Raw genomic sequence first — 23,541 nt, 5'->3', positions numbered from 1 at the left:
GGTCGGGACGAAGAGCTGGCGTGCAATCGAACTAAGAGCTGAACAACCGCCTTGACACACCAATTCCCCATGTGAGCAATCCAGAATCTTTCCGCAGGCACCAGTCTGGATTGCTTCGCTGCGCTCTCAATGACGGGTGCTTATGGGACGATCACCCGTCCCAACTCACACCTTTACGCAAACTCCAGGATCAGCGCGTCCACCGCGAGCGTCGCGCCGGCGCTGGCGTGGATCTTCTTCACGGTGCCGTCCTGCTCGGCGCGAAGCACGTTCTGCATCTTCATGGCCTCGACCACGGCCAGCGTCTCGCCGGCCTTGATCTCCTGGCCTTCGGTCACAGCGATCGAGACGACGAGCCCGGGCATCGGACAGAGCAGCTTCTTGCCGGTGTCGGAGGCCGTCGTCACCGGCATCAGCTTCGCCGAGGCGGCTTCCGTTTCGGTCCAGACATAGACCGGCACCTCGACGCCCTGATGCGCGAGGCGGATGCCGTTGGCGATCGGGCGCGCCTGCACCGCGACGACGTGGCCATCGATGGTGCCCTGCCAGACCGGATCGCCCGGCTTCCATGCGGACTGCAGCAGATGCGCATTGCCGGCCTTGCCCTCGGCGTCGACGAACCGCACCGCGATCGCTTCGCCCTCGCGGGCAACCTCGAGCAAAATCTCCTGGCGGTCGAGCCAGACCGCGCGGCGGCGCTCGCGCTGCACGATGCGGCCGCCCAGCTGGCCGGAGATCTGCCGCTTGCGCTCGCCGAGCACGTGATCGATGGCGGCGCCGACCGCGGCGATCCGTCGCGCGACCTCACCTTCGGGCACGCGCACCGCAAAGCCCTTCGGGAATTCCTCGGCGATGAAGCCGGTCGACAGATTGCCCTCACGCCAGCGCGGATGATGCATCAGCGCCGACAGGAACGGGATGTTGTGGCGGATACCCTCGACATAGAACGAATCCAGCGCGGTCGCCTGCGCCTCGATCGCGGCCGCGCGTGACGGCGCGTGCGTGACGAGCTTTGCGATCATCGGATCGTAATGGATCGAGATCTCGCCGCCCTCCTGCACGCCGGTGTCGTTGCGCACGGTGATGCCGTCCTTGCTCACTTCCGCCGGCGGGCGATACTTCACCAGCCGCCCGATCGAGGGCAGGAAGTTGCGGAACGGGTCTTCGGCGTAGAGGCGCGTTTCCACGGCCCAGCCGGTGAGCGTGACGTCCTTCTGCGCGAGCGCGAGCTTCTCGCCGGCGGCAACACGGATCATCTGCTCGACGAGGTCGACGCCGGTGACGAGCTCGGTGACGGGATGCTCGACCTGGAGACGCGTGTTCATCTCGAGGAAGTAGAAGCTCTTGTCCTGCCCTGCGACGAACTCGACAGTGCCGGCGGAATCGTAGTTCACGGCCTTGGCCAGCGCGACCGCCTGCTCGCCCATCTTGCGGCGGGTGACTTCGTCGAGCAGCGGCGACGGCGCCTCCTCGATCACCTTCTGGTTGCGGCGCTGGATCGAGCATTCGCGCTCGCCAAGATGGATGACGTTGCCGTGCTTGTCGCCCAGCACCTGGATCTCGATGTGGCGGGGATCGACGATGAACTTTTCGACGAAGACGCGGTCGTCGCCGAACGAAGCCTTGGCCTCGGCCTTGGCGAGATTGAAACCTTCCGCGACTTCGGCCTTCGAATGCGCGATGCGCATGCCCTTGCCGCCACCGCCGGCGGAGGCCTTGATCATCACGGGATAGCCGATCTCGTCGGCGATCGTGACCGCGTGCTTGCCGTCCTCAATGACGCCGAGATGGCCCGGCACGGTCGAAACCTTGGCTTTCGCGGCCGCCTTCTTGGATTCGATCTTGTCGCCCATCGCGGCGATCGCGCCCGGGTTCGGGCCGATGAAGACGATGCCGGCGGCTTCCAGCGCGCGCGGAAACGCCTCGCGCTCGGACAGGAAGCCGTAACCGGGATGAACGGCCTCGGCGCCGGTCTTGCGGCAGGCCTCCACGATCTTCTCAATCACCAGATAGCTCTCGGCCGCGGCCGGCGGGCCGATCAGCACGGCCTCATCGGCCATCTCGACATGGAGAGCGTCGCGGTCGGCCTCGGAATAGACCGCGATCGTCTGAATTCCCATCTTGCGGGCGGTCTTGATGACCCGGCAGGCGATTTCGCCGCGGTTGGCGATCAGAATGCGTTTGAACATGCTTTTCTTGAGTCTCGACCTGGGGCGGGACCCTTCCCTGGCCGTTTGGGGCCTATAGGACGGGCCGTGTGGCTCCCGTGGTACATCAAAATTGGCCGGAGGCAACGGTCTAAATCCGGCCCCGCTGGCGTACCGGCGCAAGACCGAACGGGCCTCGCGAAGCCCTCGGATGACCTACGGCTTCCCGGCCTTGGCCACGTCCCGGACCAGGCTGTGGATGAAGCCGAGCTTGGCGACCACGGCCGATGACAGGATGAAGGGATAGAGGTCGCGCAGGCCCATGGCGCGGTTGACGCTGTTCATGGCGAAGGTGAAGGGCAGCCATGCGTCGACGATCGCCTCGACGCCTTTCGCCTCGTAAGGGTTGAACCGGATCCGCGTCGACAACTCCCCGTCGCGATCGACCTTGGGGCGCACCTCCATGCCGAACTCGCTAGCCATCTCCAGGGTGTCGACGATGTGGAGGTAATGCGCCCAGGTCTCCGCAAAATCTTCCCAAGGGTGCATCGTCGCATAGGCCGACACGTAGCCCTGCTGCCAGTCCGGCGGCGCGCGTTCGGCATAGTGACGCTGCAGGGCTTCACCGTAATCGGCGGAATCGTCGCCGAACACGGAGCGGCATTCCTCCAGTTTCCTGCCATCGCGAACCAGTACATCCCAGAAATAGTGCCCGACCTCGTGGCGGAAATGCCCGAGCAGCGTCCGGTACGGCTCGCCCATCTCCAGCCTGCGCCGCTCGCGCTCGATGCCATCGGTCTCAGTCAGCGCGATCGTGATCAGGCCGTTGTCATGGCCGGTCAGGATTCTCTGGCCGCTGTTGGGATCGTCGGCGAGGAAATTGAAGATCAGCCCGTGCTCGGGATTGTCCTGCCGGGTCTGAAGCGGCAGCTTCCAGCGGATCAGCGAATAGAACAACCGGTGCTTCGCCACCTCCAGCTCGCGCCAGCCCGCCAGCTGCGCGGGGTCGGAGAGATCAGGCACGATCCCGTTATGGCGACAGGCGCGGCAATAGCCGGTGGTATCGCTAACATCCGTCAGCCAGTTGCAGGCATCATACTCGGCATTGCGGCACAGCATCCGCCCCTTGCCCCTGTCGGCGAGCGTGGTCCAGGTCCCGCCTCCAGCCTCCTCGTCAGGCTCGATCGCCGACATCGTCTCCTTCTCCGGCAGAAAGGCGACCTTGTGGCCGCAACGTTCGCAGGCGCGGTTCTCGAAATAGAGAACATTGCCGCAGGCCTGGCAGACAAAGAGCTTCAAGATTTAGCCTCTTCGGATAGGGGAGTTGTAGCGCCTCGCAGACAGGCCTATCGACGGTCCATCGTTCCAATGTTTGGAACAAATAGCCAGACCCCGCGTTCGCTCATACCCGCCACATGCCGTTCGGCGAGGGCGTTTCCTTGTCTATTCCCTTTTGAGCAATGGCTATCACGCTTTGTCTGTGTGAATATCGGCTCGGCACGTGCGCTCCCGCATCACAACGGCCGACGCCTTGAACGATCCTTTGCCCGAGACCATTGCCGCCGAAAGGCTGCGCCAGCACCTCGAAGACATTGCGCGCGAGCGCGATGAAGCCTATCGCGCGCTCCAGGAGCGCGAGGCCGAGCTCGCGCGCATCCAGCGCATCGGCAAGGTCGGCGGGCTCGAGGTCGACTTCCGCGAAGGTTTCAAGAACCGCCGCTCGCCGGAATATCTGATGATCCACGGGCTGCCGCCCGAGGCCGTCGACGAGACCCATGAAGACTGGGTCAGCCGCATCCATCCCGATGACCGCGACGCGACCGTCAATCATTTCTTCGAGGCGCTGTCCGGGACCAGTGAGGACTACACCGCCGAATACCGCATCATCCGCCCGAGCGATGGCGAAACCCGCTGGATCCGCGTCGTCGCCAAGATCGAGCGTGACGGCGACGGCCGCGCGATCCGCCTCGTCGGCGCCCATATCGACGCCACCGACCAGATGCTGGTGCGCGAGACCTTGCGCGAGAGCGAGGAGCGCTTTCGGCTGATCGCCGACAGCGCGCCGGTGCCGATCTGGGTCACAAAGCTCGACCGCACGCGCTCCTTCGCCAACCAGGCCTATGTCGATTTCGTCGGCCTGCCCTACGACCAGGCGATCGCATTCGACTGGCGCAAGGTGCTGCATCCAGACGACCTGCCGCATGTCTTGCAGCAATCGGTTCAGGGCGAAGCTTCGCTCAAGCCGTTCGTGCTGGAAGCGCGCTACAAGGACGCCTCCGGCGAATGGCGCTGGCTGCGCTCGGAATCGCAGCCGCGCTGGGATCCAACCGGCAAGCATATCGGCTTCATCGGCGTTGCCCACGACATCACCGTCGCCAAGCGGGCCGAGATCGAGCTGCGGCAACTCAACGAGACCTTGGAAGAGCGCATCGTCGAGCGCACCGCCGAGCTCGAATCCAACGAGGCGCGGCTGCGCGCGATCTTGGGCACCAGCAACCAGTACCAGGGGCTGGTCAACCTCAAGGGCGAATTGCTCTACGCCAACAAGACCGCGCTCGACGGCATCACGGCGAACTCGTCGGACGTGATCGGAAAGCCGTTCTGGGATACGCCCTGGTTCAGCGCGACCGAGGGCATGAGCACCGCCGTGCGCGAGGCCTTCGATACTGTGCTGAAAGGCGAAGCGGTGCGGATGGAGATGCGGTTGCGCCTTCCCATCGGCGAGCGCGATTTCGAGTTCGGCATGCGCCCGGTGCTCGACCGCCACGGCAACATCACCGGCGCGGTGCCAGAGGCCGTCGACATTACCGAGCGCCGCCGCGGCGAGGAGGCGCTGCGGCAGTCGCAGAAAATGGAGGCGATCGGCCAGCTCACCGGCGGCGTCGCGCACGACTTCAACAACCTCCTCACCATCATCCGCTCTGCGACCGACTTCCTGCGCCGGCGCGAGCTGCCGGAGGAGCGCCGCCGCCGCTATGTCGATGCGATCTCCGACACCGTCGAGCGCGCTTCAAAACTGACCGCGCAGCTCCTGGCGTTCGCGCGGCGGCAACCGCTGAAACCGCAGATCTTCAATGTCGGCAGCCAGGTCGAGGGCGTGGCGCAGCTAGTCCGGCCGCTGGTCGGCGGCCGCATCGAGATCGCGGTCGAGATCGACGATGCCGACTGTTTTACCGTCGCCGACATCGCGCAGTTCGAGACTGCGCTGATCAACCTCGCCATCAACGCCCGCGACGCCATGGACGGCGAAGGCCGCCTCACCATCGCCGTCCGCAAAGTCCAGGGCATTCCGAGCCTGCGCACGCAATCGGCGCGCGGAGGAGATTACGTCGCAATCTCGGTGGCCGATACCGGCAGCGGCATCGCGCCCGGAAACATCGACGCCATCTTCGAGCCGTTCTTCACCACCAAGGAGGTCGGCAAAGGCACCGGCCTTGGCCTCAGCCAGGCGTTCGGCTTCGCAAAGCAGTCCGAGGGCGACGTCGCGGTGACGAGCACGCCTGGTAAGGGCGCGACCTTCACGATCTACCTGCCACAGGCGGAGAGCCCGGCCGCCGGGAAGGAATCCGCATCGCTCACCAGCGAGAGCGCGACCACCGGGCGCGGCTACCGCGTGCTCGTGGTAGAGGACAATGACGATGTCGGCCAGTTCTCGACCGAACTTTTGGAAGACCTCGGCTACGTCACCCGCCGCGTCGCCAACGCCAATGCCGCACTCGTCATCCTCGGTGAGAACGAGTTCGCGGTCGATCTGGTGTTCTCCGACGTCATCATGCCCGGCATGAACGGCGTCGAGCTCGCCGGCATCATCCGCGAGCGCTATCCGGGCCTGCCCGTCGTGCTGACCAGCGGCTACAGCAACGTGCTCGCCGAAAACGCCCATCGCGGATTTGAATTGATCCAGAAGCCATATTCGGTGGAGTCGCTGTCGCGCATCTTGCGCAAGGCGATCACGGAGAAGCTGTCGGTGGCGCGGTGAGAGTTTTGGCCGTGGAAAGTTGCCCCACATTCCGTCATTGCGAGCGCAGCGAAGCAATCCAGAGTCCCTCCGCGGAAAGATTCTGGATTGTTTCGCTTCGCTCGCAATGGCGGCGCTAGGGCGCCGTCATGCACCAACGGATCCTGATGATATGAAATCCACCCTCTTCTCCGCCTGGCAGACCTGGGCGCTGCTCTCTGCCTGCTTCGCCGCACTGACTGCGATCTTCGCCAAGGTTGGCGTCGAGAACATCAATCCGGACCTCGCCACCTTCATCCGCACCATCGTGGTGCTCCTGGCCTTCTCGGTGCTGCTGTTCTTCACCGGCCAATTCGCCGTGCCCTCGGCGGTCTCGTCGAAAACATGGCTATTCCTGGTGATGTCTGGGCTTGCGACCGGCGCGTCCTGGCTGTGTTACTTCCGCGCGTTGAAACTCGGGCCCGCAACACTGGTGGCGCCGATCGACAAGCTCAGCGTCGTACTGGTTGCCCTGTTCGCCTTTGCCTTTCTCGGCGAGCGTCCGACCGCGCAAGGCTGGGTCGGCATCGCCATGATCGGCGCAGGCGCGGTGCTGCTGGCGGTGAAGCTTTGAGCCTGCGGATACGATAGTCGGGCGCAACCGGGAGACTGCAATTGCCGAACGTGCCGTCTGACGCCATCTGGGCCTGGAGCATCATCGTCGTCGCGACCGCGGGCGTCATCATCCGCCCTTTTCGACTGCCCGAAGCGATCTGGGCCGTGCTCGGCGCCGGCGCCCTGGTCCTGCTCGGCTTCCTGCCGTGGCAGGATGCGCTCACCGGCATCGAGAAGGGCGTCGACGTCTACCTCTTCCTGATCGGCATGATGCTGATCGCAGAGCTGGCCCGGCTTGAAGGCCTGTTCGATTATCTGGCCGCGTTCGCGGTTGAACATGCGCGCGGCTCGCCGCAGCGGCTGTTCCTGCTGATCTATCTCGTCGGCACATTCGTCACGGTGCTGCTCTCGAACGACGCCACCGTGATCGTGCTGACGCCGGCCGTCTACGCCGCGACGCGCGCGGCCGGCGCCAAGCCCCTGCCTTATCTGTTCGTCTGCGCCTTCATCGCCAATGCCGCGAGCTTCGTGCTGCCAATCTCCAATCCGGCCAACCTCGTGGTCTTCGGCAAGCACATGCCGCATCTCGGGGCGTGGCTGCGCCAGTTCGCCCTGCCCTCGCTTGCTTCGATCGGTCTCACCTATGTCGCACTGCGCCTCGTGCTGCATCGCGAGCTCAAGGAAGAAACGATCGAAATGCGGGTCCCTCACCCGAAGCTCGGCCGCGGCGGCCGATTGACCGCCTACGGCATCGGCGCCATCGGCATCGTGTTGATCTGGGCCTCTGCACTCGATCTGCAATTGGGTCTGCCGACTTTCCTCTGCGGGAGTACGACGGCGGCCGCCGTGCTGCTCATCAACCGCCAGTCGCCTCTCCCCGTGCTGAAGGGGGTTTCCTGGAGCGTGCTGCCACTGGTCGGCGGGCTCTTTGTGATGGTGGAAGCGCTGGTGAAGACCGGTGTGATCGGGCAGCTCAGCGCACTGCTCCACGAAGCGGTGGCGCAATCGGTGCCGAAGGCCGCCTGGAGCGTCGGCGTTGCGACGGCAATCGCCACCAACATCGCCAACAATCTGCCGGTCGGCCTCGTCGCGGGCTCGGTCGCGGCCAGCGATCACCTGCCGGCGCCCGTCGTCAGTGCCATCCTGATCGGCGTCGATCTCGGGCCCAATCTGTCCGTGACGGGATCGCTCGCGACCATCCTCTGGCTGGTCGCCCTGCGGCGGGAGAAGATCGAGGTCGGCGCCTGGCGCTTCCTCAAGCTTGGCATGCTGGTGACGCCGCCGGCCCTGATCGCGGCATTGGCCGCCGCGATCAGGTAGCTCGCGAGATCAGTCGTTCTCGTAACCGTAAACTTCCGGCAGGATGAAGATTGCGGCGAGCAATCCGATCAGCGGGAAGATTGCGACGAACAGCGTGGCGCCGGCTTGCCCGATCGCGGCGAACAGCGAAGGGAACAGGAAGATCGCCAGGAACGACGGCAGCTTCACGAACATGTAGGCGAAGCCGCTGGCGGTGCCGCGATACTTGGGCTTGGCGACCATCGTCGGAATGGTCATGCAGTTCGACGCGTCCCAATAATGGCCCCACAACATCGCGGCCGCCGCGAACGGCAGCAGGATCTTGTTGTCGGTGTAGAGCGCAAAGGCCGCGACCAGCAGCGAGACCAGCACGATGCCGAAACCGGCGATCGAGATGCCGCGATGGCCAATCTTCGGCGTTAGCAGCGGACCGACCCAGCCGGACAGCGCGGCGAAGCAGAACAGCGCCATCGTCACCAGATTGATGCCGAGCACGCTCGATACGCCGACCATCACGAACAGCACGGGCAGGTAAAACGCGAAGGTCGAGAACTCGCTGCCTTGCGCAAAGCAGGCGATCCAGCCGTAGATCGTGGCGCGCCAGCGGATCGGGTCCTTCCTCAGGTCGGCGATGAAGTCTCGGGTCGAAACCTTCGGCATCACCACGTCCTGATCGGGCAGCATGGCGAGATCGTCGTTGAACATCTCGCGCGCGACCTGCTTGGCCTCACGATAACGTCCCTTCTGCACCAGCCACACAGCCGTCTCCGGCACGTCGTGGCGCATGATCAGGATGATCAGAGCGGGCACGGCACCGAGCCCGAGCGTCACGCGCCACAGTGTCTCGTGGTGGATGTCGAACAGCAGGAAGATCACGATGACGCCGATGGTCAGCACTTCGCCAACGGCGAACATGAACTGCCAGCGATTGCCCATCACCTCGCGCTCACCCTTGGCCATGGATTCCATGATGTAGGTGTAGCCGGTCGAGATATCCGAGCCGAGCGGAATGCCGAGCAGGAAACGGATCACGACGAGCCAGCCGACGCTGGGCACGAAGGCCTGCGCCAGTGCCAGCACGATGAACATCACCATCGTCACCAGGAACATCACGCGGCGGCCGATCTTGTCGGAGAGCCAGCCACCAAGGAGCGCGCCGATGAGTGCGCCGCCCTGCGTGCCCGCTGCGGCAAGGCCCAGCATCAGCGGATCGGGATTGTACTGCTCCTTGATGAAGATCAGGACGAAGGCGATCGAATAGAGATCCCAGGCCTCGACCAGGATCGAGGCCATCATCAGCCAGCCGACCTTGTTGCCCTTGGGGCTGTAATTGGTGATGAGGTAGCGGACCGCGGCTTCGCTCGCGGTCGGTTGTGGCACGGCCATCGTTGACATCTTTGGTCCTCTCTTCAAAACTCTTTACGCGCCAAGTACTTCTTAAGCGCCAAGTAGCTTAAGCGCCAAGCAGCGGCTCGATGCTGCAATCGAGCAGGCGCGGATCGATCCCCGTCTCCATGCCGGTGAACATCAGGTCCATGTAGTCGATCAGGGCATCGCTCGCCTTCACCGCGTCCTCGACGCGGCGGCCGGCAACGGCTGCGAGAATGGCAAGATGGCGATCGATCGTGCCGGACAGGTCGGTCTGTCCCGGCATGAAGCGATGGTGGATGTAGCCGATGCGGCGATACAGCGTGTGCAGCGGCCGCAGCGTATGCACCAGGAACGGCTCGCCCGCGGCTTCCAGCACCAGCGCATCGATGCGGCGATCGATGCTGTTGAACTCGTCGAGGGTCAGGGTGGCGCGGCGCTCGCGCAGCAAACGCTCGATGTGCAGCGCCTGATTGCGGTGCGAGAGGCTGGCGCGATCGGCCGCAAGACGCACGACGAAGCGCTCCATGTCCCGGCGCAAGGCCAGCAGCATGCGCTCGCGCGCGAGATCGATCGGCGCGATGTGCAGGCCATGGCGTGGGCGGATGATGATGAGCGTATCGGCGGAGAGACGGTTGACGGCGTGATGCACCGGCGTGCGGCCGAAGCCGGTGATCTGCTGCAATTCCAGCATCGTCATGAACTGGCCGGGCTTGAGCTCGCAATGAACGAGCAGCTCCTCGATCTTCTGATAGGCCAGCTCGAAGAAATTGAGCCGGTTGCGCCGCGAGGGCTTGCCCTCGCCGTCGTCGTTTCTCACCACCTCGAGCGAGCGCTTGCGCCGTGCCATGTCGTCCTCTCCCGTCAGCCCGCGCTCTCGTTGCCGGGTGGCGCCTTATTTGTGGCACCCTTAAAACATGTTGTGATATATTACAAGCAAGCGTAAGACTTTCGCGGATGCGTTACGTGCTGCAGCGCAAAATGAAAACACGACCGGTGCGAGGCGCCTGTGACGGGAGGACATTGCCGTGAAGATCACCTCGATCGAGACGCTGCGCACCGAGGAATTTTCCAACGTCATCTGGGTGCGCGTTCACACCGATACCGGCATGATCGGTCTCGGCGAAACCTTTTATGGCGCTGGCGCAGTCGAAGCGCAGATCCACGACACCTTTGCCGGCCGCCTGCTCGGCCGTAATCCCCTCCACATCGAGGCGATCCATCGCGACATGTTGAACCTGCCGATGGCGCAGTCCTCGACCGGCGTCGAATATCGCGCGGCGTCGGCGATCGACATCGCGCTGTGGGATCTGTTCGGCAAGGTCTGCAATCAGCCGGTGCACCAGATGCTCGGCGGCCTCTGCCGCGACAAGCAGCGCATCTACAACACCTGCGCCGGCACGCAATATGTCCGCTCAACCAATATCAGCCCGGTCGCCAACTGGAATCTCGGCGCCTCCAAAGGTCCCTACGAGGACCTCGACGGCTTCATGCACCACGCCGATGCGCTCGCCGAAAGCCTGCTGGAGAGCGGCATCTCCGCGATGAAGATCTGGCCGTTCGATCCGGCGGCACAGGAGAACAAGGGCCTCTACATCACCGCCGCGCAGATGAAGCACGCGATCGAGCCGTTCGAGAAGATCCGCAAGGCGGTCGGCGACAAGATGGAGATCATGGTCGAGCTCCATTCGTTGTGGAATTTGCCGACCGCAAAGCAGATCGCCCGCGCGCTCGAGCCCTACAAGCCGACCTGGTACGAAGACCCGATCCGGATGAACTCGCCGCAGGCGCTCGCCGAATATGCGCGCTCGACCGACGTCTGGGTCTGCGCCAGCGAAACCCTCGGCTCGCGCTTCCCCTACAAGGACATGCTCGACCGCGACGCCATGCATGTGGTGATGGCCGATCTGTGCTGGACCGGCGGCCTCACCGAGGGCCGCAAGATCGCGGCGATGGCCGAGACCTATCACCGGCCCTTCGCGCCGCATGATTGCATCGGCCCGATCGGCTTCATCGCCGCCATCCACATGTCGTTCAGCCAGCCCAACACGTTGATCCAGGAATCCGTGCGCGCCTTCTACAGGGGCTGGTACAATGAGCTCGTCACCACGATGCCCACGATCAAGGACGGCCATGTCTATCCGATGGAAGGTCCCGGTCTCGGCGTCGACCTTCTGCCCGCCGTGTTCGATCGCGCCGATCTGACCGTGCGTCGCTCCAACGCTTGAGGATTTTTTTAGGATGAGCACCGCACTCTTCGACCTTTCCGGCCGCACCGCGCTTGTGACCGGCTCCTCCCGCGGGCTCGGCCGCGCCATTGCCGAGGGCATGGCCAGGGCTGGTGCCAGGATCATCGTCAATGGCGTCGACCCGAAGCGCGTCGAGCAGGCCGTCGTCGAATTTCGCGCCGCCGGCTATCAGGCCGAGGGCGCCGCCTTCAACGTCACCGACGAGCCCGCGATCGTCGCGGCCTTCAACGACTTCGACAGACAAGGCATTGCAGTCGACATCGTCGTCAACAATGCCGGCATCCAGCACCGCAAGCCGCTGGTGGAATTCACCACCGACGAGTGGCGCAAGGTGATCGAGACCAACCTCACCAGCGCCTTCGTGATCGGCCGCGAAGCCGCCAAGCGCATGATCCCGCGCAAGCACGGCAAGATCATCAACATCGGCTCGCTCGGCAGCGAGCTGGCGCGTCCGACCATTGCGCCTTACACCGCGGCCAAGGGCGGCATCAAGAACCTGACCCGCTCGATGGCGGTGGAATGGGCCCAGCACGGCATCCAGGCCAATGCGATCGGCCCCGGCTACATGCTCACGGACATGAACGAGGCGCTGGTCAACAACACCGATTTCAACAACTGGCTGATGGGCCGCGTCCCCTCAAAGCGCTGGGGCAAGCCTGACGAGCTGGTCGGCGCGGCCATCTTCCTGGCGTCGGATGCCTCCACTTACGTCAACGGCCAGATCATCTATGTCGATGGCGGCATGATCGCCGCGATGTAATCGCGAAACCTGAGGGAACGAGACCATGCGCGCCGTCGTCATTCACGCCCCGAAGGATTTGCGGATCGACAGCTATCCCGATCCCGCACCCGGCCCGGGCGAGGTCCGCGTCAAGATCGCCAATGGCGGCATCTGCGGCTCCGATCTGCATTACTACCATCATGGCGGCTTCGGCGTCGTCCGCATCCAGCAGCCGATGGCGCTGGGACACGAGATCGCGGGCGTGGTCGCGGCCATCGGTGACGGCGTCACCAGCGTAAAGACCGGGACGCGCGTTGCGGTCAATCCGAGCAAGCCGTGCGGCAAGTGCCTGCATTGCCAGGAAGGCCTACGCAACCAGTGCCTCGACATGCGTTTCCTCGGCAGCGCGATGCGCTTTCCTCACGTGCAGGGCGGTTTTCGCGAGTTCATCACGGTCGATGCGACGCAGGCGGTGCCGATCTCCGACAAGCTGTCGCTCGCGGAAGCCGCGGTCGCCGAGCCGCTCGCGGTGTGTCTCCACGCCGGCAAGCAGGCCGGCGCCCTCCTCGGCAAGCGCGTGCTGATCACCGGCTGCGGCCCGATCGGCGCGCTGATGATTCTTGTCTCGCGCTTCGGCGGCGCGTCCGAGATCGTCGTGACCGATGTCGCCGACGCGCCGCTCGCGGTAGCAAAAAAGCTCGGCGCCACGCATGCGATCAACGTCGCGACCAGTGCCACGGCGCTCGATCCCTGGCGCGCCGGCAAGGGCGTGTTCGACACGCTGTTTGAAGCGTCCGGCAATCAGGCCGCGCTGCGCACCGCGCTCGAGGTGCTCCGTCCCGGCGCGACGCTGGTGCAGCTCGGCCTCGGCGGCGAGATGACGCTGCCGATCAACTCCATCGTCGCCAAGGAATTGCAGCTCCGCGGCACCTTCCGTTTCGATCCCGAGTTCGAGCTGGCGATACGGCTGATGGGCGAAGGCCTGATCGACGTGAAGCCGCTGATCACGGCGACGATGCCATTCGAGAACGCGGTCGCCGCCTTCGAGCTCGCCAGCGACCGCGCGCAATCGATGAAGGTGCAGCTGACGTTCTGAGGCCAGCCGGAGCCTCAGGGCTGCGCCAGCGCGGCCATGACCTCGCGGGAGACGAAGATCTCGGCACGCTCCCACGATTCATCATTGTCGCCGCGGAAGGTGTAGAGCTTGTCCATCACGACCTTTTTGGCGCCGACGTCGATCACCGCGACCTTGGCCCATTGCACCAGCGTGCTGGTCTTCTGGATGCCGCCGATGACCTTGAACGCCGCCCCCTGCTGCATCGACGGCGCAAGCCGGTAGCGCGGGTCGGCGGCGATATCCCGCCGGAGCGCGACCATGAATGCCTGCAGCCGCCGCTCGTGGGCGGCGCTCTGGTCGGCCGGTTCGGCCGAGGTATCGGCATAGCTGAAATCGTCGAGCGCGACGGTGGTCTCAGCGGCTACGGCCCGGCCATCCAGCCCGGCGCCGAGAAGAACAACGAAAGACAGCAACGACAGGGTTCGGCGCATGACAGCCCTCACGTGACGGAAAGACTGCAGGCTAGGCGGACGCTTCGCGCAATGCAGCCGTGGCCATCCCGGCCAGCGCCGGGAAAATTTCACGACGTTGCACCGCAGTAAGGGTGCCGCTTTGCGCGGCTCGCGTTCTGCCGTTTAATGTGGAGGCGACAATTCCGTTCGCGCCAGGTGCCCGCCGATGTGGAACCGCCCGAGATTCGATCTCAAGGTCCGCCTGACCTTGCGCGTGGCCGCCATATCGGCCGCCTGCTTCGCCGCAATCTCCGCCTATTTCCTGATCACGGCCGACCGCGCAGCCCATGCGCGCATCGACGGCATTGCCGCTATCGTGGCAAAGACCCTAGAGCTGCAACAGGGCAAGGTCCTGTGGGCGGCGAGCCCCCGCTCGGACTTTCCTAACCTCGATCCTGTTTCAGCCTATGTGATGACGCCCGGCCTATGCCTGGCCTTCCGTGGCGTCGGCGGCGAGATGCTGCAACGCTTCTGTAGCGGCGCGCCGATCCCGGAGGACCCGCCGCCGCAGATCTTCACGGCGTTCTACCACAGCCTATTCGACCCCGGCCGTGAGGCCGCGCGGCCCGTAATCCTGCGCGGAACCAAGCTCGGCGAGGCCGTGGTCTCGGTCGATCCGGCCGTGCAGACGGCGGAGGCCTGGCACGAGGCCGGCCGCCTGATGCTGGCGCTTGCGATCGCGCTGCCACTGTTGTGCGTCCTGGTCTACGCGGCGCTTGCCCGCGCGCTGCGCCCGACGCGCATGATCCGCGCCGGCCTCGAGCGGATCGCCGCCAACGACCTCACCGCCCGGTTGCCGCCGTTCGATCTTGCCGAGCTGTCCGCGGTTCGCGACGTCTTCAATCATCTCGCCGAAAGCCTCGACACTGCGCTGGCCGAGCGCGCCGAGCTGACGCGGAAACTGATCGCGCTCCAGGACGAGGAGCGCCGCCATCTCGCCCGCGAGCTGCACGACGAATTCGGCCAGTCGCTCGCCGCCATCCGCGCGCTCGCCGCCTCCGCCCGCCAGACTGCCGCGCAGGAGTGTCCCTCCTTGCTTGGCGAGTGCGACGGCATTGCGCGGACCGCAACCGGCATGATGGAGACGCTGCGCGGCACGCTGTTCCGGCTGCGCCCGCCTGACGTCGAGGAGCTCGGTCTCGTCGCCAGCCTCGAAGGTCTCGTTGCCGGCTGGAATGGACGCAGCCGCGGCGAGACCCGTTTTTCGATCCGTTTCGACGGCTCGTTCGAGACCCTGCCGGCCACGATCAGCGCCAACCTCTACCGCATCGTGCAGGAGGCGCTCACCAATGCCGCCAAGCATGCCGGCGCCACCAAGGTCAGCATGGAATTGACGATGCATGCCGGCGAGATCGCACTCGCCATCGACGATGACGGACGCTCGACCGATCGCGCCGCGAAATCCGGCATGGGCCTGCTCGGCATGCGCGAGCGCGTTGCGGCGCTGCGCGGCCGCCTGAGTTTTGAGGCCGGCCCCGCCGGTGGCTCGGCGCTGCGCGTCGTCATTCCGCTCGCAGCCGCCAATCCGCCAGCGCTGGAGCACGCGGCATGACCGCGACCATTCTGCTGGTCGACGACCATTCCGTGGTCCGCGAAGGCTATCGCTCCGTGCTCGAGAAGCAGCCGGGCCTGCGCGTCATCGCCGAAGCCGGCGACGGCGCGGAGGCCTATCGCCTGTTCAAATCCGAGACGCCGGACCTCGTCATCATGGATCTCAGCATGCCCGGCATCGGCGGCGTCGAGGCGGTCAGGCGCATCCGGCAATGGGACAAGGCGGCCAAGATCCTCGTCTTCACCATGCATGAGAATGCGGGCTTCGCCGTGCAGGCGATCCGCGCCGGCGCGAGGGGCTACGTCACCAAGACCAGCCCGCCGGAGACGCTGGTGCGCGCGGTGATGGACGTGCTCGCCGGCAAGATCGCGATCAGCCCCGATATCGACCACGAGCTTGCGCTGAGCCGGATCAGCGGCGAGAGCTCGGCCGCCGACGTGCTCACCCCGCGCGAGTTCGAGGTGCTGCGGCTGCTGCTCGCCGAAAACACCACGGAGGAGATCGCCGAGACGCTCCACGTCAGCCCGAAGACGGTGGCGAATCTGCACTCGCTGATCAAGGACAAGCTCGGTGTCGGCTCCGACATCGAGCTGGTCCGGCTGGCTCTACGGCAGGGACTCTTGACGCAGCTCGATCTCGGCGAGGCGTGAACGCTCAGGCGAGATAGCGCGTGAGATAGCCTTCCATGGCATAGAGCGCGCAGAGCGCAAGGCTCGACCACACCGCGGCGCTGAAATACAGGAACATCCAGGTCAGCTCGCCCTTCCAATGCGCGATGTCGTGGGTCACCACCCATCGCGTCGAGACGTCATGCAGGCCCTCGAGGAATCCAAGGAACCTGCCGCCTTCGGCATGCCCGGCCCGCCAGCGGCTGAGATACATGGGAACGTCGACGGTAACGAGGAAGGCAAGGAAGCAGGCGATGCCGACGATGCCAGCAATCAGCGCCCAGCGCACCGGGCCCTGGAATTCCGGCATCAGCCGGCACAGCGCGATGCCGGCAAGGAAGAAGGTCACTGCCCACAGCGAGTTCTCGATCGCGTTGAAGAGGAAGTTGGTGGTCACCACCGCGTACCAGGAAAAACATTCCGCGATGATGATGATCGGCACGATCACCAGCGCGATATTCACCGCAGTCTCTGCGCCGGTCATGTGACCGAGCTGATGCAGGATGATCGCCCATTGCGCGGCGAAGCAGACCTCGGCCACGGTCGCGACCGTGCGGCCGACGAACACGCTCGACAGCCAGGTGTCGAACAGGCAGATGCGCTGCACGTCGGCGCGCGGCAGCACCGAGCGGAAGGCGCAGCCGAACACATAGCCCGCGCAGAGCAGGAACATCAGGCCGATATCCGAACCGCCGCCGACACTGCCGGCAACAGTCGGATAGAACTCGCGGTACAGCATGAACCAGACGAGAATGTTGGCAGCGCTGACCAGCGTCAGGGACCCCCACCACCACGCGAGGGGATTTGACCGCGCCTGCCACTGCAACATGAATCGCTCCGCCGTAGTCAATATGACATTCAACGGTAGCAATTCTGTCATAATACTGCAGCAAGGCGCGACAAAAATCTGCGTGACGGCGTTGTCATAATTGGCCTGCGCGCTGTCATAATTGCGACGGCGACTGCTCTTCCCTCGCGTTTCCGAGTTCATCCCGGGGGCGTTCTTCGAAGCCCCCGGAACACGCGGGGCATTTATTTCTTCAGCCCGCCGACATAGGCCGCGAGCTTGTCCAGCGTCTGATAGCCGTACTCGACGGCGCCGAAACCGATCATGTGGTCGCGCTGCTCGGTGCTCGCGGCCAGCTGCCGCATCATCAGTACGGTCTTGCCGTTGCTCTGCTCGGCAAACGTGAGGGTGAAGCGAAACATGCCGGGATCGTCATCCTGGTCGCCGCCATGATCCATCTCCATCAGCTTCGGCCGCTCGATGCGCCGGAAGCGCATGCGGTTCGGATAGACGGTGCCGTCGGGACCGATCATGTTGAAGCGCCAGACGCCGCCGACACGCACGTCGATCTCGAAAGTCTCGATCTTGAATCCCTTCGGCCCGAACCATTGCGGCAGGTGCTTTGGGTCGGACCAGGCCTCGAACACCAGGTCGCGCGGCGCGTCGATCACGCGCGACATCACGATCTCGCGGTCGATCGACCATTGCGACAGGGCAGCATTGGCAGAACTCGTCATCGTCAGGCACCTTTCCGTTTGCTTGTCTTGTTGGTGGTCTTGTCGGTCGTCTTGGGCGGCCGCCTGGCGGCCGCCCTCTCCTTCTTGAGCTTCGTCACGTAAGCCTCGAACCGGTCGAGGCGCGCCTCCCAGATCGCGCGCTGGTGCTGGAACCAGTCTTCCGCACTGAGGAGCGCGTCCGGACTGAGGCGGCAGGTGCGCACGCGGCCGGATTTCTCCGACTGCACGAGCCCGCTCAGCTGCAGGACGTGGATGTGCTTCATGAAGCTCGGCAGCGCCATCTCGAAGGGCTCGGCGAGCTCGCCGACGGAGGCCTCGCCGGCGCACAGCCGCATCACGATGGCCCGCCGCGTGGGGTCGGCGAGCGCAGCAAAAACCTGGTCGAGCTGGGATATTTGGTTAGCCATGTAGCTAACTATACGCTTGCCGCGATCCGACGTCAATGATTGTTAGCTCGTAAGCTAAGTATTTCGCCCGACCGCGATGTGGAACCCGGAGCGCGCAATTGTGACTTGGGACAGCGGGCGCTCCCCGCTAGAAGATTCCCCGGGGGCGCACACACATATTATCCGGATCACGTGCCGCCTGTTGCCATCTCACCGCAATTCACCCGGCGAACCCTCGCACGCGCCGCGCTCGTTCCTGTTGCGATCGCGCTCCGGCCGCGTCGCGCATCGGCGGACTCCGACATGATCGCGCAGATGCGCGACATCGTTGCGGAGGAACTCGCGCCGACCGCAACGCCGGACCACCCCGGCGGCCTCGCAGCCGCTCTATACGCCGGCCAACATATCGAATTCTTCAATTACGGCCTCGCAGACGGCGCCACCAAGCGGCCGGTCACGCCGGACACGCTGTTCAGCCTCGCCTCCTTGCGAAAACCGTTTGAGGCGACGCTGGTGGCCCTCGGCGCGCTCCGCGGTGAGCTGCGGCTCGACGATCCCCTGCCGAAATATCTGCCGGAGCTCGACGGCGACTATGTCCGCCGCGTCACCGTCGGCGAGCTCGCCACGCACACCTCGGGACTGCTGCTGCCGACCGATCACCCGCCCTGGCCGAATGATTCTTACTCGCAGACGCAATTCATCGCGATGCTCAACGCCTGGACACCGCCCGCCGGCGTCGCGCCCGGCAAGCAGCGCATCTACAGTCATGCCGGCTACGTCCTGCTCCAGCTCGTGCTCGAGCGCTGCTATCACACACCGATCGCTGGATTGATCGAGAGCCGCGTGCTCACGCCGCTCGGCATGCAAGCCACGTCCATCCCCGAATGCGGAGCGGACAACCGCGCTATCATGGACGCGGCCTCGATGCGGCGCGTCGTGCAGGGCTATTCCGACCAGGGCGGAGCGATCGGCCCGATCGGCAACCAGCAGAGCTATTTCGACTTCCCCGGCACCGGCCAGATGTTCTCGTCCGCGCGGGATCTTGCAGCCTTCGTTGCGGCGGCCGTCGACGGCCATTCGATCGATCCGAGCCTGCGCGAAGCGCTGCGCATGACACAGCGCGAACGTTTCCGCGTCGACCAAAGGTTCGCCCAAGCCACGTTCGGCCAATCCATGGCCTGGGAGACCGTGCACCTTCCCGGCGTCACCGTCGTCGACAAGCCGGGCGGCCTCAACAACGCGTCAGGTTATATCGGCCTCGTACCGGCCCACCGGATCGGCATTGTGCTGCTCGCCAATCGCGGCGAATATCCGCACGAGATCGCCCGCTACAAGATCCTGCCCGCGCTGGCGCATCTGGTGAGCTCGCACGGCGGCTGAGGTTCGGAGCAGAAAGCCCCGGCCGAGCCAGGGCTTTCCACGCGAGAACAGGAACGGAATGCTCAGTATCTGGCGACGACCGGTCCGCCGAACTTGTAGTTCACGCCGACGCGCACGATGTTCGACTTGAGATCGACCGAGTGGGTGAAGACGTTCTGCAGCGCGCCCGCAGTCAGATTAGTGCTTGTCGCCGTGCTGCGCCCGAGATCAACATAGAGATATTCCGCCTTGAGCGACCAGCCACCGCCAATGGCATGTTCGCTGCCGACGCCAGCAGTCCATCCTACGCGCGTGTCGCGGATCGCGGCCGATTCCGTTACCGTGAACGTGTCGGTGAATTTGAAATTGCTCCTGACCTCGGCGATCGCCGCGCCGCCCGTCGCATAGATGAGCCAATTCGGCGTCGCGACGAAGCCGATACGGCCACGGATAGTGGCAAGCCAGTCGGCCGAGACCTGGGAGCTGACGGCGAAGCTGAACGGCGCGCAGCAGGGATAGACCGCCGAGCCGGTCGCCCCCCCCTTGAAGCCGAAATAGTTGATGTCGCCTTCGAGGCCGAATACGGCCTGGTTGACCTGCCAGTTATAGCCGGCGGTCAAACCGCCGGTCACGCTGGAGCTGTTGACTTTCTGGGCGCCGACCGCGGCGATGGCCGGAACGCTGCTGGCGGCGAAGTAGCCGGTCGGAGAAAACACGGTCGATGTGGTCGGGTCGGCGCTGCCCCATTGTCCGCCGACATTGGCGCCGACATAGAACCCGGTCCAGTTGTAGCTGGGCGCCATCGCCGGCGCCTTGGTGTACTGCGGCGCGAGGTCGGCCGCCATTGCAGACACGGTGCCTAAAACAACCGACGCGACCGCCAGCAAAAACTTCTTCATTGCAATCTCCTTGCCCCACGCGATCGGAGCCGCGTTCTCGAATGCGCCAGCCAAGTGGATCCGACGCAACCTAGGCATAGGCGGCACATCGCTCGGCGTCTTGGGCTGCGGCGAAGTTCGCATGGACTGTGACGAAGGGTGCGGTCCGCCACGCGCGAAGTGCGACGGGTGTGGCCGAAGTGCCACGCATTTTCCCATTGCAGCGACGCAAAATGCAGGCCCGCGTCGCGTCAGGACAGGGCGCGAGAGCGAGGATCCGAATCTGCTCTCGCCGCAGGCGCGCCTCAGACCGAGCGCGTCAGCCCGCCGTCGACGCGGATGTTCTGGCCGGTGATATAGGCGGCGCCGTCGGATGCGAGGAACGAGACCGTCGCCGCGATCTCCTCAACCTTGCCGTAGCGCTTCAGCGGCACGCTGTCGCGGCGCGCATCTAGCTGTGGCAGGCTGTCGATCCAGCCCGGCAGCACGTTGTTCATGCGGATGTTGTCGGCCGCATGGGCATCAGTGAAGATTTTGGTGAAGGCGGCCAGGCCCGCGCGGAACACCGCCGAGGTCGGGAACATCGCGCTCGGCTCGAACGCCCAGGCGGTCGAGATGTTGATGATGGCGCCGCCCTTCTGCGCCTGCATCACCGGCATGACCAGCCGGGTCGGACGGATCACGTTGAGCAAATACGTGTCGAGGCCAAGGTGCCACTGCTCGTCGGTAATCTCCGTGATAGCCGCGCGCGGGCCGTGGCCGGCGCTGTTGACGAGCACGTCGATGCGTCCCCACTTTGCCAGCGCGCCGTCGACGAGGCGCTTCAGATCGTCATTGGACTTGTTCGAGCCGGTCACACCGAACCCGCCGAGCTCGGCCGCGAGCGCCTCACCCTTGCCGGAGGACGACAGGATCGCCACACGAAAGCCATCGGCTGCGAGCCGCCGCGCCGCCCCTGCCCCCATGCCGCTGCCGCCCGCGGTGACGAGTGCGACCTTCTCTGCTGCCATGACCGATCATCCCTGTGATAGCGTTGAGGCGAACCGAAGGCTCAGCCTGTCATCAGGCCTTCTACAGCCAGACTTGCCCGCAAACCAGACTTGCTAACAAGTCCATCGCCACGAGGCCACGCGACATGAGCGATTTGCAGATCCGCCATTTGGGCCGTGAGGAGATCTCCATCGCGATCGAGTGGGCCGCGGCCGAGGGCTGGAATCCGGGCTTGCGCGACGCTGCCTGCTTCGCAATCCCCGACGCGAAAGGCTTCTTCGTCGGCGAGATCGACGGCGAACCCGTCGCGACTGTCTCCTGCGTCAATTACGACGACCGTTTCGCCTTCCTCGGCTTCTACATCGTGCGGGCAGGATTTCGCGGCAGAGGCCACGGCCTGCGCATCTGGAATGCTGCGATCGCGCATGCGGGCTCACGTGTGATCGGGCTCGACGGCGTCGTCGCACAGCAGGACAATTACAGCAAATCCGGCTTCCAGCTTGCTTACGCCAATATCCGCTACAGCGGCGCTGTCGTGACTCCGCCGCCGCCCGCCGATCTCGTTGCGCTCGACGCGATCCCATTCGCACTTGTGGAAGCCGACGATGCAACCGTCTTCCCCGCCCCGCGCGCGGCCTTTCTGCGCGCCTGGATCAGCACGCCTGGGCACGTCGGGCGCGCGTTGATGCGTGACAATAAGCTCGCCGCGTGGGGCGTGATCCGCACCTGCCGAACCGGCCGCAAGATCGGTCCGCTGGTAGCCGATGACCGCGCAGCGGCAGATGCCATCGTGCAGGCTTTGCTGGCCAGTCCCGGAAGCAGCGAGATTGTGCTCGACATCCCCGCGGTGAACCGCGAAGCTATTGCGCTTGCGGAATCCCTTGGCCTGAAGCCGACATTCGAAACGGCGCGAATGTACACTGGACCAGTCCCGTCACTGCGGCTCGACCGCGTGTTCGGCGTAACCAGTTTTGAACTCGGCTAGTATCGCCTCTGAATTTAGCCACGCCGGCCTGAATTTGTAATCTGCTTCACGTCTGCGCTGCGGCGCGGCGTGTATTCGTGTTCGATCCGCCGATTTGCCGGACGGCTCGATCATTATTTTTCTGATTATCTATATTTCATTCGCGAGGATTTCATGACCGAAACCAGAAGCAAGGCTCGCCCCTCTCAGCATGCGGCCGACGACCTGCCGCGCCCTGGAATCGCGGCTGCCTTGCTGCTCGCCGTTGTGGCGGCCTTCGCGATGCACACGCTCGTCTCGGCTCCCACGCTGCGCGAGGCCGCCGAAGCGGAGCTCGTGCGCGCCATTGCCGATGAGGATCGGGACTTCTGCGGTCAGTTCGGGCTGCGCCCGGGGACGACCTCTTTTGCGGCCTGCAGCCGCGAGCTCGCAAACGTCAGGCAGAAACAATCCGACCGCGACCGGGCGGCCGCGGTCGGAATCTTGTAGTGCATTCTGAAATGAGTTGCGCCGCTCAGTAGCAGCGCATGATGTTGACGGTGTGCTCGCCGCCGCCGCGGCCGGGCACCGTCACGGATTCCGTCGGGCAGCTCGGCACATAGGGCCGGTCGGACGGCACGACGTTCGGCGGGAAGCGATGCGCCCAGTCCCAGGGAACGTCGTAGGTGTAGGTATAGCGAACGTCGTTGGTGACAGGCTGGCCAGCATCGGCGAAAGGTTCGCTGTACGCCGCACCGTCGTAGAAGAACCCGCCGCCGCCCGGCCAATAAACCCAGGGATTGTTGCGAGCATTGTTGCGGCCGCGGAACCGCGTCCCCGGCGCGATCGGCGGACGTGCCGCAACCGGCGGTGCGGCAGCGCTCACCATGCCATGCGGGGCGGCACCGCCCGGTCGCGCAAAACTGTCGCTGGGGGGAAGGAGCAGCGCGGCTGCGCTGAGCGAGGCGAGCAAGGCCCCATTTGATCTGGACATCATGATACGCACCAACTCGTTTGGCTTCGCGGATAACGGCTCCCCACCGCACGCTAGGCCGGGCTGTTGCCCACCCGCAAACGTATAATTAATTGTTGGTTAAGGCACGGAATTAACAGGGAACCGGGTGCGACCGAACGCCCGGAATTTCGGCGACCGTAGCCCGGAGGCCCAACACTTGCGTTGCCCGACGGGCAAAACACCCAAGCCCTCGGTCAATCCGCCTCGCCAAAAATATTCTACTTTACCGAAATTCGGAAACGGCGTATGTGTGGTCCCACTCCGGCCCAAGGAAGAGGGGCGTATCGCGATCGTCACGAACGCGGGCCGGGCGGCGGTGGG

At 64.7% G+C, this 23,541-nt stretch carries 21 protein-coding genes and 1 pseudogene; 11 read left to right on the top strand and 11 right to left on the bottom strand.

Annotation, left to right across the window (positions count from 1 at the left end):
• Positions 1 to 173: 173 nt before the first annotated feature.
• The gene (locus tag ABIC09_RS36775) at positions 174 to 2,189 is read right to left on the bottom strand and encodes an acetyl-CoA carboxylase biotin carboxylase subunit (protein ID WP_354112356.1); all 2,016 of its coding nucleotides are present in this window, start codon (positions 2,187 to 2,189) and stop codon (positions 174 to 176) included.
• A gap of 174 nt (positions 2,190 to 2,363) precedes the next feature.
• Positions 2,364 to 3,446 carry a zinc-binding metallopeptidase family protein gene (locus tag ABIC09_RS36770; RefSeq protein WP_354112355.1) on the bottom strand — a complete coding sequence of 361 codons (1,083 nt, stop codon included), beginning with the start codon at positions 3,444 to 3,446 and terminating at the stop codon, positions 2,364 to 2,366.
• Between the two features lie 202 nt (positions 3,447 to 3,648).
• On the opposite strand from ABIC09_RS36770, the gene ABIC09_RS36765 reads away from it, so the two are divergent.
• The 3 genes from ABIC09_RS36765 (at position 3,649) to ABIC09_RS36755 (ending at position 8,019) form a co-directional block, all read left to right on the top strand.
• Complete coding sequence (locus ABIC09_RS36765; protein ID WP_354112354.1) at positions 3,649 to 6,126, top strand: PAS domain-containing hybrid sensor histidine kinase/response regulator; 2,478 nt, start codon at positions 3,649 to 3,651, stop codon at positions 6,124 to 6,126.
• Between the two features lie 151 nt (positions 6,127 to 6,277).
• Entirely contained in the window at positions 6,278 to 6,718 is a 441-nt protein-coding gene (locus ABIC09_RS36760; RefSeq protein ID WP_148750416.1) for an EamA family transporter, read from the top strand.
• A 50-nt stretch (positions 6,719 to 6,768) separates the two neighbouring features.
• Positions 6,769 to 8,019 carry an arsenic transporter gene (locus tag ABIC09_RS36755; protein WP_354112357.1) on the top strand — a complete coding sequence of 417 codons (1,251 nt, stop codon included), beginning with the start codon at positions 6,769 to 6,771 and terminating at the stop codon, positions 8,017 to 8,019.
• A gap of 9 nt (positions 8,020 to 8,028) precedes the next feature.
• Here ABIC09_RS36755 and ABIC09_RS36750 read toward each other — a convergent pair whose 3' ends face one another.
• Positions 8,029 to 9,393, bottom strand: coding sequence for an MFS transporter (locus ABIC09_RS36750; protein WP_148750415.1), 1,365 nt, complete (start codon positions 9,391 to 9,393; stop codon positions 8,029 to 8,031).
• Positions 9,394 to 9,451: 58 nt separating this feature from the next.
• Entirely contained in the window at positions 9,452 to 10,216 is a 765-nt protein-coding gene (locus ABIC09_RS36745; protein ID WP_354112353.1) for a GntR family transcriptional regulator, read from the bottom strand.
• A 178-nt stretch (positions 10,217 to 10,394) separates the two neighbouring features.
• On the opposite strand from ABIC09_RS36745, the gene ABIC09_RS36740 reads away from it, so the two are divergent.
• The 3 genes from ABIC09_RS36740 to ABIC09_RS36730 are packed head-to-tail and all read left to right on the top strand — an operon-like array spanning position 10,395 to position 13,432.
• Positions 10,395 to 11,594, top strand: coding sequence for a mandelate racemase/muconate lactonizing enzyme family protein (locus tag ABIC09_RS36740; RefSeq protein ID WP_354112352.1), 1,200 nt, complete (start codon positions 10,395 to 10,397; stop codon positions 11,592 to 11,594).
• 13 nt (positions 11,595 to 11,607) lie between these two features.
• Positions 11,608 to 12,375, top strand: a complete 768-nt coding sequence (locus tag ABIC09_RS36735; protein ID WP_354112351.1) for an SDR family oxidoreductase — start codon at positions 11,608 to 11,610, stop codon at positions 12,373 to 12,375.
• A gap of 25 nt (positions 12,376 to 12,400) precedes the next feature.
• Positions 12,401 to 13,432, top strand: a complete 1,032-nt coding sequence (locus tag ABIC09_RS36730; RefSeq protein ID WP_354112350.1) for an L-idonate 5-dehydrogenase — start codon at positions 12,401 to 12,403, stop codon at positions 13,430 to 13,432.
• 17 nt (positions 13,433 to 13,449) lie between these two features.
• On the opposite strand, the pseudogene ABIC09_RS36725 reads toward ABIC09_RS36730, so the two are convergent.
• Positions 13,450 to 13,884, bottom strand: a pseudogene (locus ABIC09_RS36725) (DUF2380 domain-containing protein); the annotation flags it as partial.
• 187 nt (positions 13,885 to 14,071) lie between these two features.
• Between ABIC09_RS36725 and ABIC09_RS36720 the strand changes: the two are divergent.
• Both ABIC09_RS36720 and ABIC09_RS36715 read left to right on the top strand, forming a co-directional pair.
• Complete coding sequence (locus ABIC09_RS36720; protein ID WP_148750410.1) at positions 14,072 to 15,457, top strand: sensor histidine kinase; 1,386 nt, start codon at positions 14,072 to 14,074, stop codon at positions 15,455 to 15,457.
• Entirely contained in the window at positions 15,454 to 16,107 is a 654-nt protein-coding gene (locus ABIC09_RS36715) for a response regulator (protein WP_354032574.1), read from the top strand. Before ABIC09_RS36720 ends, ABIC09_RS36715 begins: the two co-directional genes overlap by 4 nt.
• A gap of 4 nt (positions 16,108 to 16,111) precedes the next feature.
• Here the strand turns inward: ABIC09_RS36715 and ABIC09_RS36710 are convergent, their stop codons facing one another.
• From ABIC09_RS36710 to ABIC09_RS36700, 3 genes are all read right to left on the bottom strand, one after another.
• Positions 16,112 to 16,954, bottom strand: a complete 843-nt coding sequence (locus ABIC09_RS36710) for a hypothetical protein (protein WP_354112349.1) — start codon at positions 16,952 to 16,954, stop codon at positions 16,112 to 16,114.
• 203 nt (positions 16,955 to 17,157) lie between these two features.
• Positions 17,158 to 17,649, bottom strand: coding sequence for an SRPBCC family protein (locus ABIC09_RS36705; protein WP_354112348.1), 492 nt, complete (start codon positions 17,647 to 17,649; stop codon positions 17,158 to 17,160).
• Between the two features lie 2 nt (positions 17,650 to 17,651).
• Positions 17,652 to 18,056, bottom strand: coding sequence for an ArsR/SmtB family transcription factor (locus ABIC09_RS36700; protein WP_354112347.1), 405 nt, complete (start codon positions 18,054 to 18,056; stop codon positions 17,652 to 17,654).
• 282 nt (positions 18,057 to 18,338) lie between these two features.
• Here ABIC09_RS36700 and ABIC09_RS36695 point away from each other — a divergent pair, with 282 nt between their 5' ends.
• Entirely contained in the window at positions 18,339 to 19,415 is a 1,077-nt protein-coding gene (locus ABIC09_RS36695; RefSeq protein WP_354112346.1) for a serine hydrolase, read from the top strand.
• Positions 19,416 to 19,477: 62 nt separating this feature from the next.
• Here ABIC09_RS36695 and ABIC09_RS36690 read toward each other — a convergent pair whose 3' ends face one another.
• Positions 19,478 to 20,293: an outer membrane protein gene (locus ABIC09_RS36690; protein ID WP_148750404.1), complete on the bottom strand. Its 816-nt coding sequence runs from the start codon at positions 20,291 to 20,293 to the stop codon at positions 19,478 to 19,480.
• 284 nt (positions 20,294 to 20,577) lie between these two features.
• The gene (locus ABIC09_RS36685; RefSeq protein ID WP_354112345.1) at positions 20,578 to 21,282 is read right to left on the bottom strand and encodes an SDR family oxidoreductase; all 705 of its coding nucleotides are present in this window, start codon (positions 21,280 to 21,282) and stop codon (positions 20,578 to 20,580) included.
• 125 nt (positions 21,283 to 21,407) lie between these two features.
• Between ABIC09_RS36685 and ABIC09_RS36680 the strand changes: the two genes are divergently transcribed.
• Positions 21,408 to 22,247, top strand: a complete 840-nt coding sequence (locus ABIC09_RS36680; protein ID WP_354112344.1) for a GNAT family N-acetyltransferase — start codon at positions 21,408 to 21,410, stop codon at positions 22,245 to 22,247.
• Positions 22,248 to 22,400: 153 nt separating this feature from the next.
• Positions 22,401 to 22,715, top strand: a complete 315-nt coding sequence (locus tag ABIC09_RS36675) for a hypothetical protein (protein ID WP_354112343.1) — start codon at positions 22,401 to 22,403, stop codon at positions 22,713 to 22,715.
• 25 nt (positions 22,716 to 22,740) lie between these two features.
• Here the strand turns inward: ABIC09_RS36675 and ABIC09_RS36670 are convergent, their stop codons facing one another.
• Positions 22,741 to 23,202 (bottom strand): hypothetical protein, encoded by a 462-nt coding sequence (locus ABIC09_RS36670; RefSeq protein ID WP_354112342.1) that lies wholly within the window; start codon positions 23,200 to 23,202, stop codon positions 22,741 to 22,743.
• Between the last annotated feature and the right edge of the window lie 339 nt (positions 23,203 to 23,541).

Origin of the sequence: Bradyrhizobium sp. S3.12.5 (genome assembly GCF_040548225.1) — a bacterium.
GTDB lineage: Bacteria > Pseudomonadota > Alphaproteobacteria > Rhizobiales > Xanthobacteraceae > Bradyrhizobium > Bradyrhizobium cytisi.
The sequence above is the reverse complement of the archived record's forward strand: the minus strand, read 5'-3'. Positions and strand labels throughout refer to the sequence as shown.

Bases quoted from the DNA above. Each gene is read 5' to 3' on its own strand.
- ABIC09_RS36695 (WP_354112346.1), top strand. From the start codon at position 18,339: ATGATCGCGCAGATGCGCGACATCGTTGCGGAGGAACTCGCGCCGACC.
- ABIC09_RS36700 (WP_354112347.1), bottom strand. From the start codon at position 18,056: ATGGCTAACCAAATATCCCAGCTCGACCAGGTTTTTGCTGCGCTCGCC.
- ABIC09_RS36690 (WP_148750404.1), bottom strand. From the start codon at position 20,293: ATGAAGAAGTTTTTGCTGGCGGTCGCGTCGGTTGTTTTAGGCACCGTG.
- ABIC09_RS36675 (WP_354112343.1), top strand. From the start codon at position 22,401: ATGACCGAAACCAGAAGCAAGGCTCGCCCCTCTCAGCATGCGGCCGAC.
- ABIC09_RS36710 (WP_354112349.1), bottom strand. From the start codon at position 16,954: ATGTTGCAGTGGCAGGCGCGGTCAAATCCCCTCGCGTGGTGGTGGGGG.
- ABIC09_RS36705 (WP_354112348.1), bottom strand. From the start codon at position 17,649: ATGACGAGTTCTGCCAATGCTGCCCTGTCGCAATGGTCGATCGACCGC.
- ABIC09_RS36685 (WP_354112345.1), bottom strand. From the start codon at position 21,282: ATGGCAGCAGAGAAGGTCGCACTCGTCACCGCGGGCGGCAGCGGCATG.
- ABIC09_RS36720 (WP_148750410.1), top strand. From the start codon at position 14,072: ATGTGGAACCGCCCGAGATTCGATCTCAAGGTCCGCCTGACCTTGCGC.
- ABIC09_RS36760 (WP_148750416.1), top strand. From the start codon at position 6,278: ATGAAATCCACCCTCTTCTCCGCCTGGCAGACCTGGGCGCTGCTCTCT.
- ABIC09_RS36680 (WP_354112344.1), top strand. From the start codon at position 21,408: ATGAGCGATTTGCAGATCCGCCATTTGGGCCGTGAGGAGATCTCCATC.
- ABIC09_RS36735 (WP_354112351.1), top strand. From the start codon at position 11,608: ATGAGCACCGCACTCTTCGACCTTTCCGGCCGCACCGCGCTTGTGACC.
- ABIC09_RS36750 (WP_148750415.1), bottom strand. From the start codon at position 9,393: ATGTCAACGATGGCCGTGCCACAACCGACCGCGAGCGAAGCCGCGGTC.
- ABIC09_RS36730 (WP_354112350.1), top strand. From the start codon at position 12,401: ATGCGCGCCGTCGTCATTCACGCCCCGAAGGATTTGCGGATCGACAGC.
- ABIC09_RS36775 (WP_354112356.1), bottom strand. From the start codon at position 2,189: ATGTTCAAACGCATTCTGATCGCCAACCGCGGCGAAATCGCCTGCCGG.
- ABIC09_RS36745 (WP_354112353.1), bottom strand. From the start codon at position 10,216: ATGGCACGGCGCAAGCGCTCGCTCGAGGTGGTGAGAAACGACGACGGC.
- ABIC09_RS36670 (WP_354112342.1), bottom strand. From the start codon at position 23,202: ATGATGTCCAGATCAAATGGGGCCTTGCTCGCCTCGCTCAGCGCAGCC.
- ABIC09_RS36715 (WP_354032574.1), top strand. From the start codon at position 15,454: ATGACCGCGACCATTCTGCTGGTCGACGACCATTCCGTGGTCCGCGAA.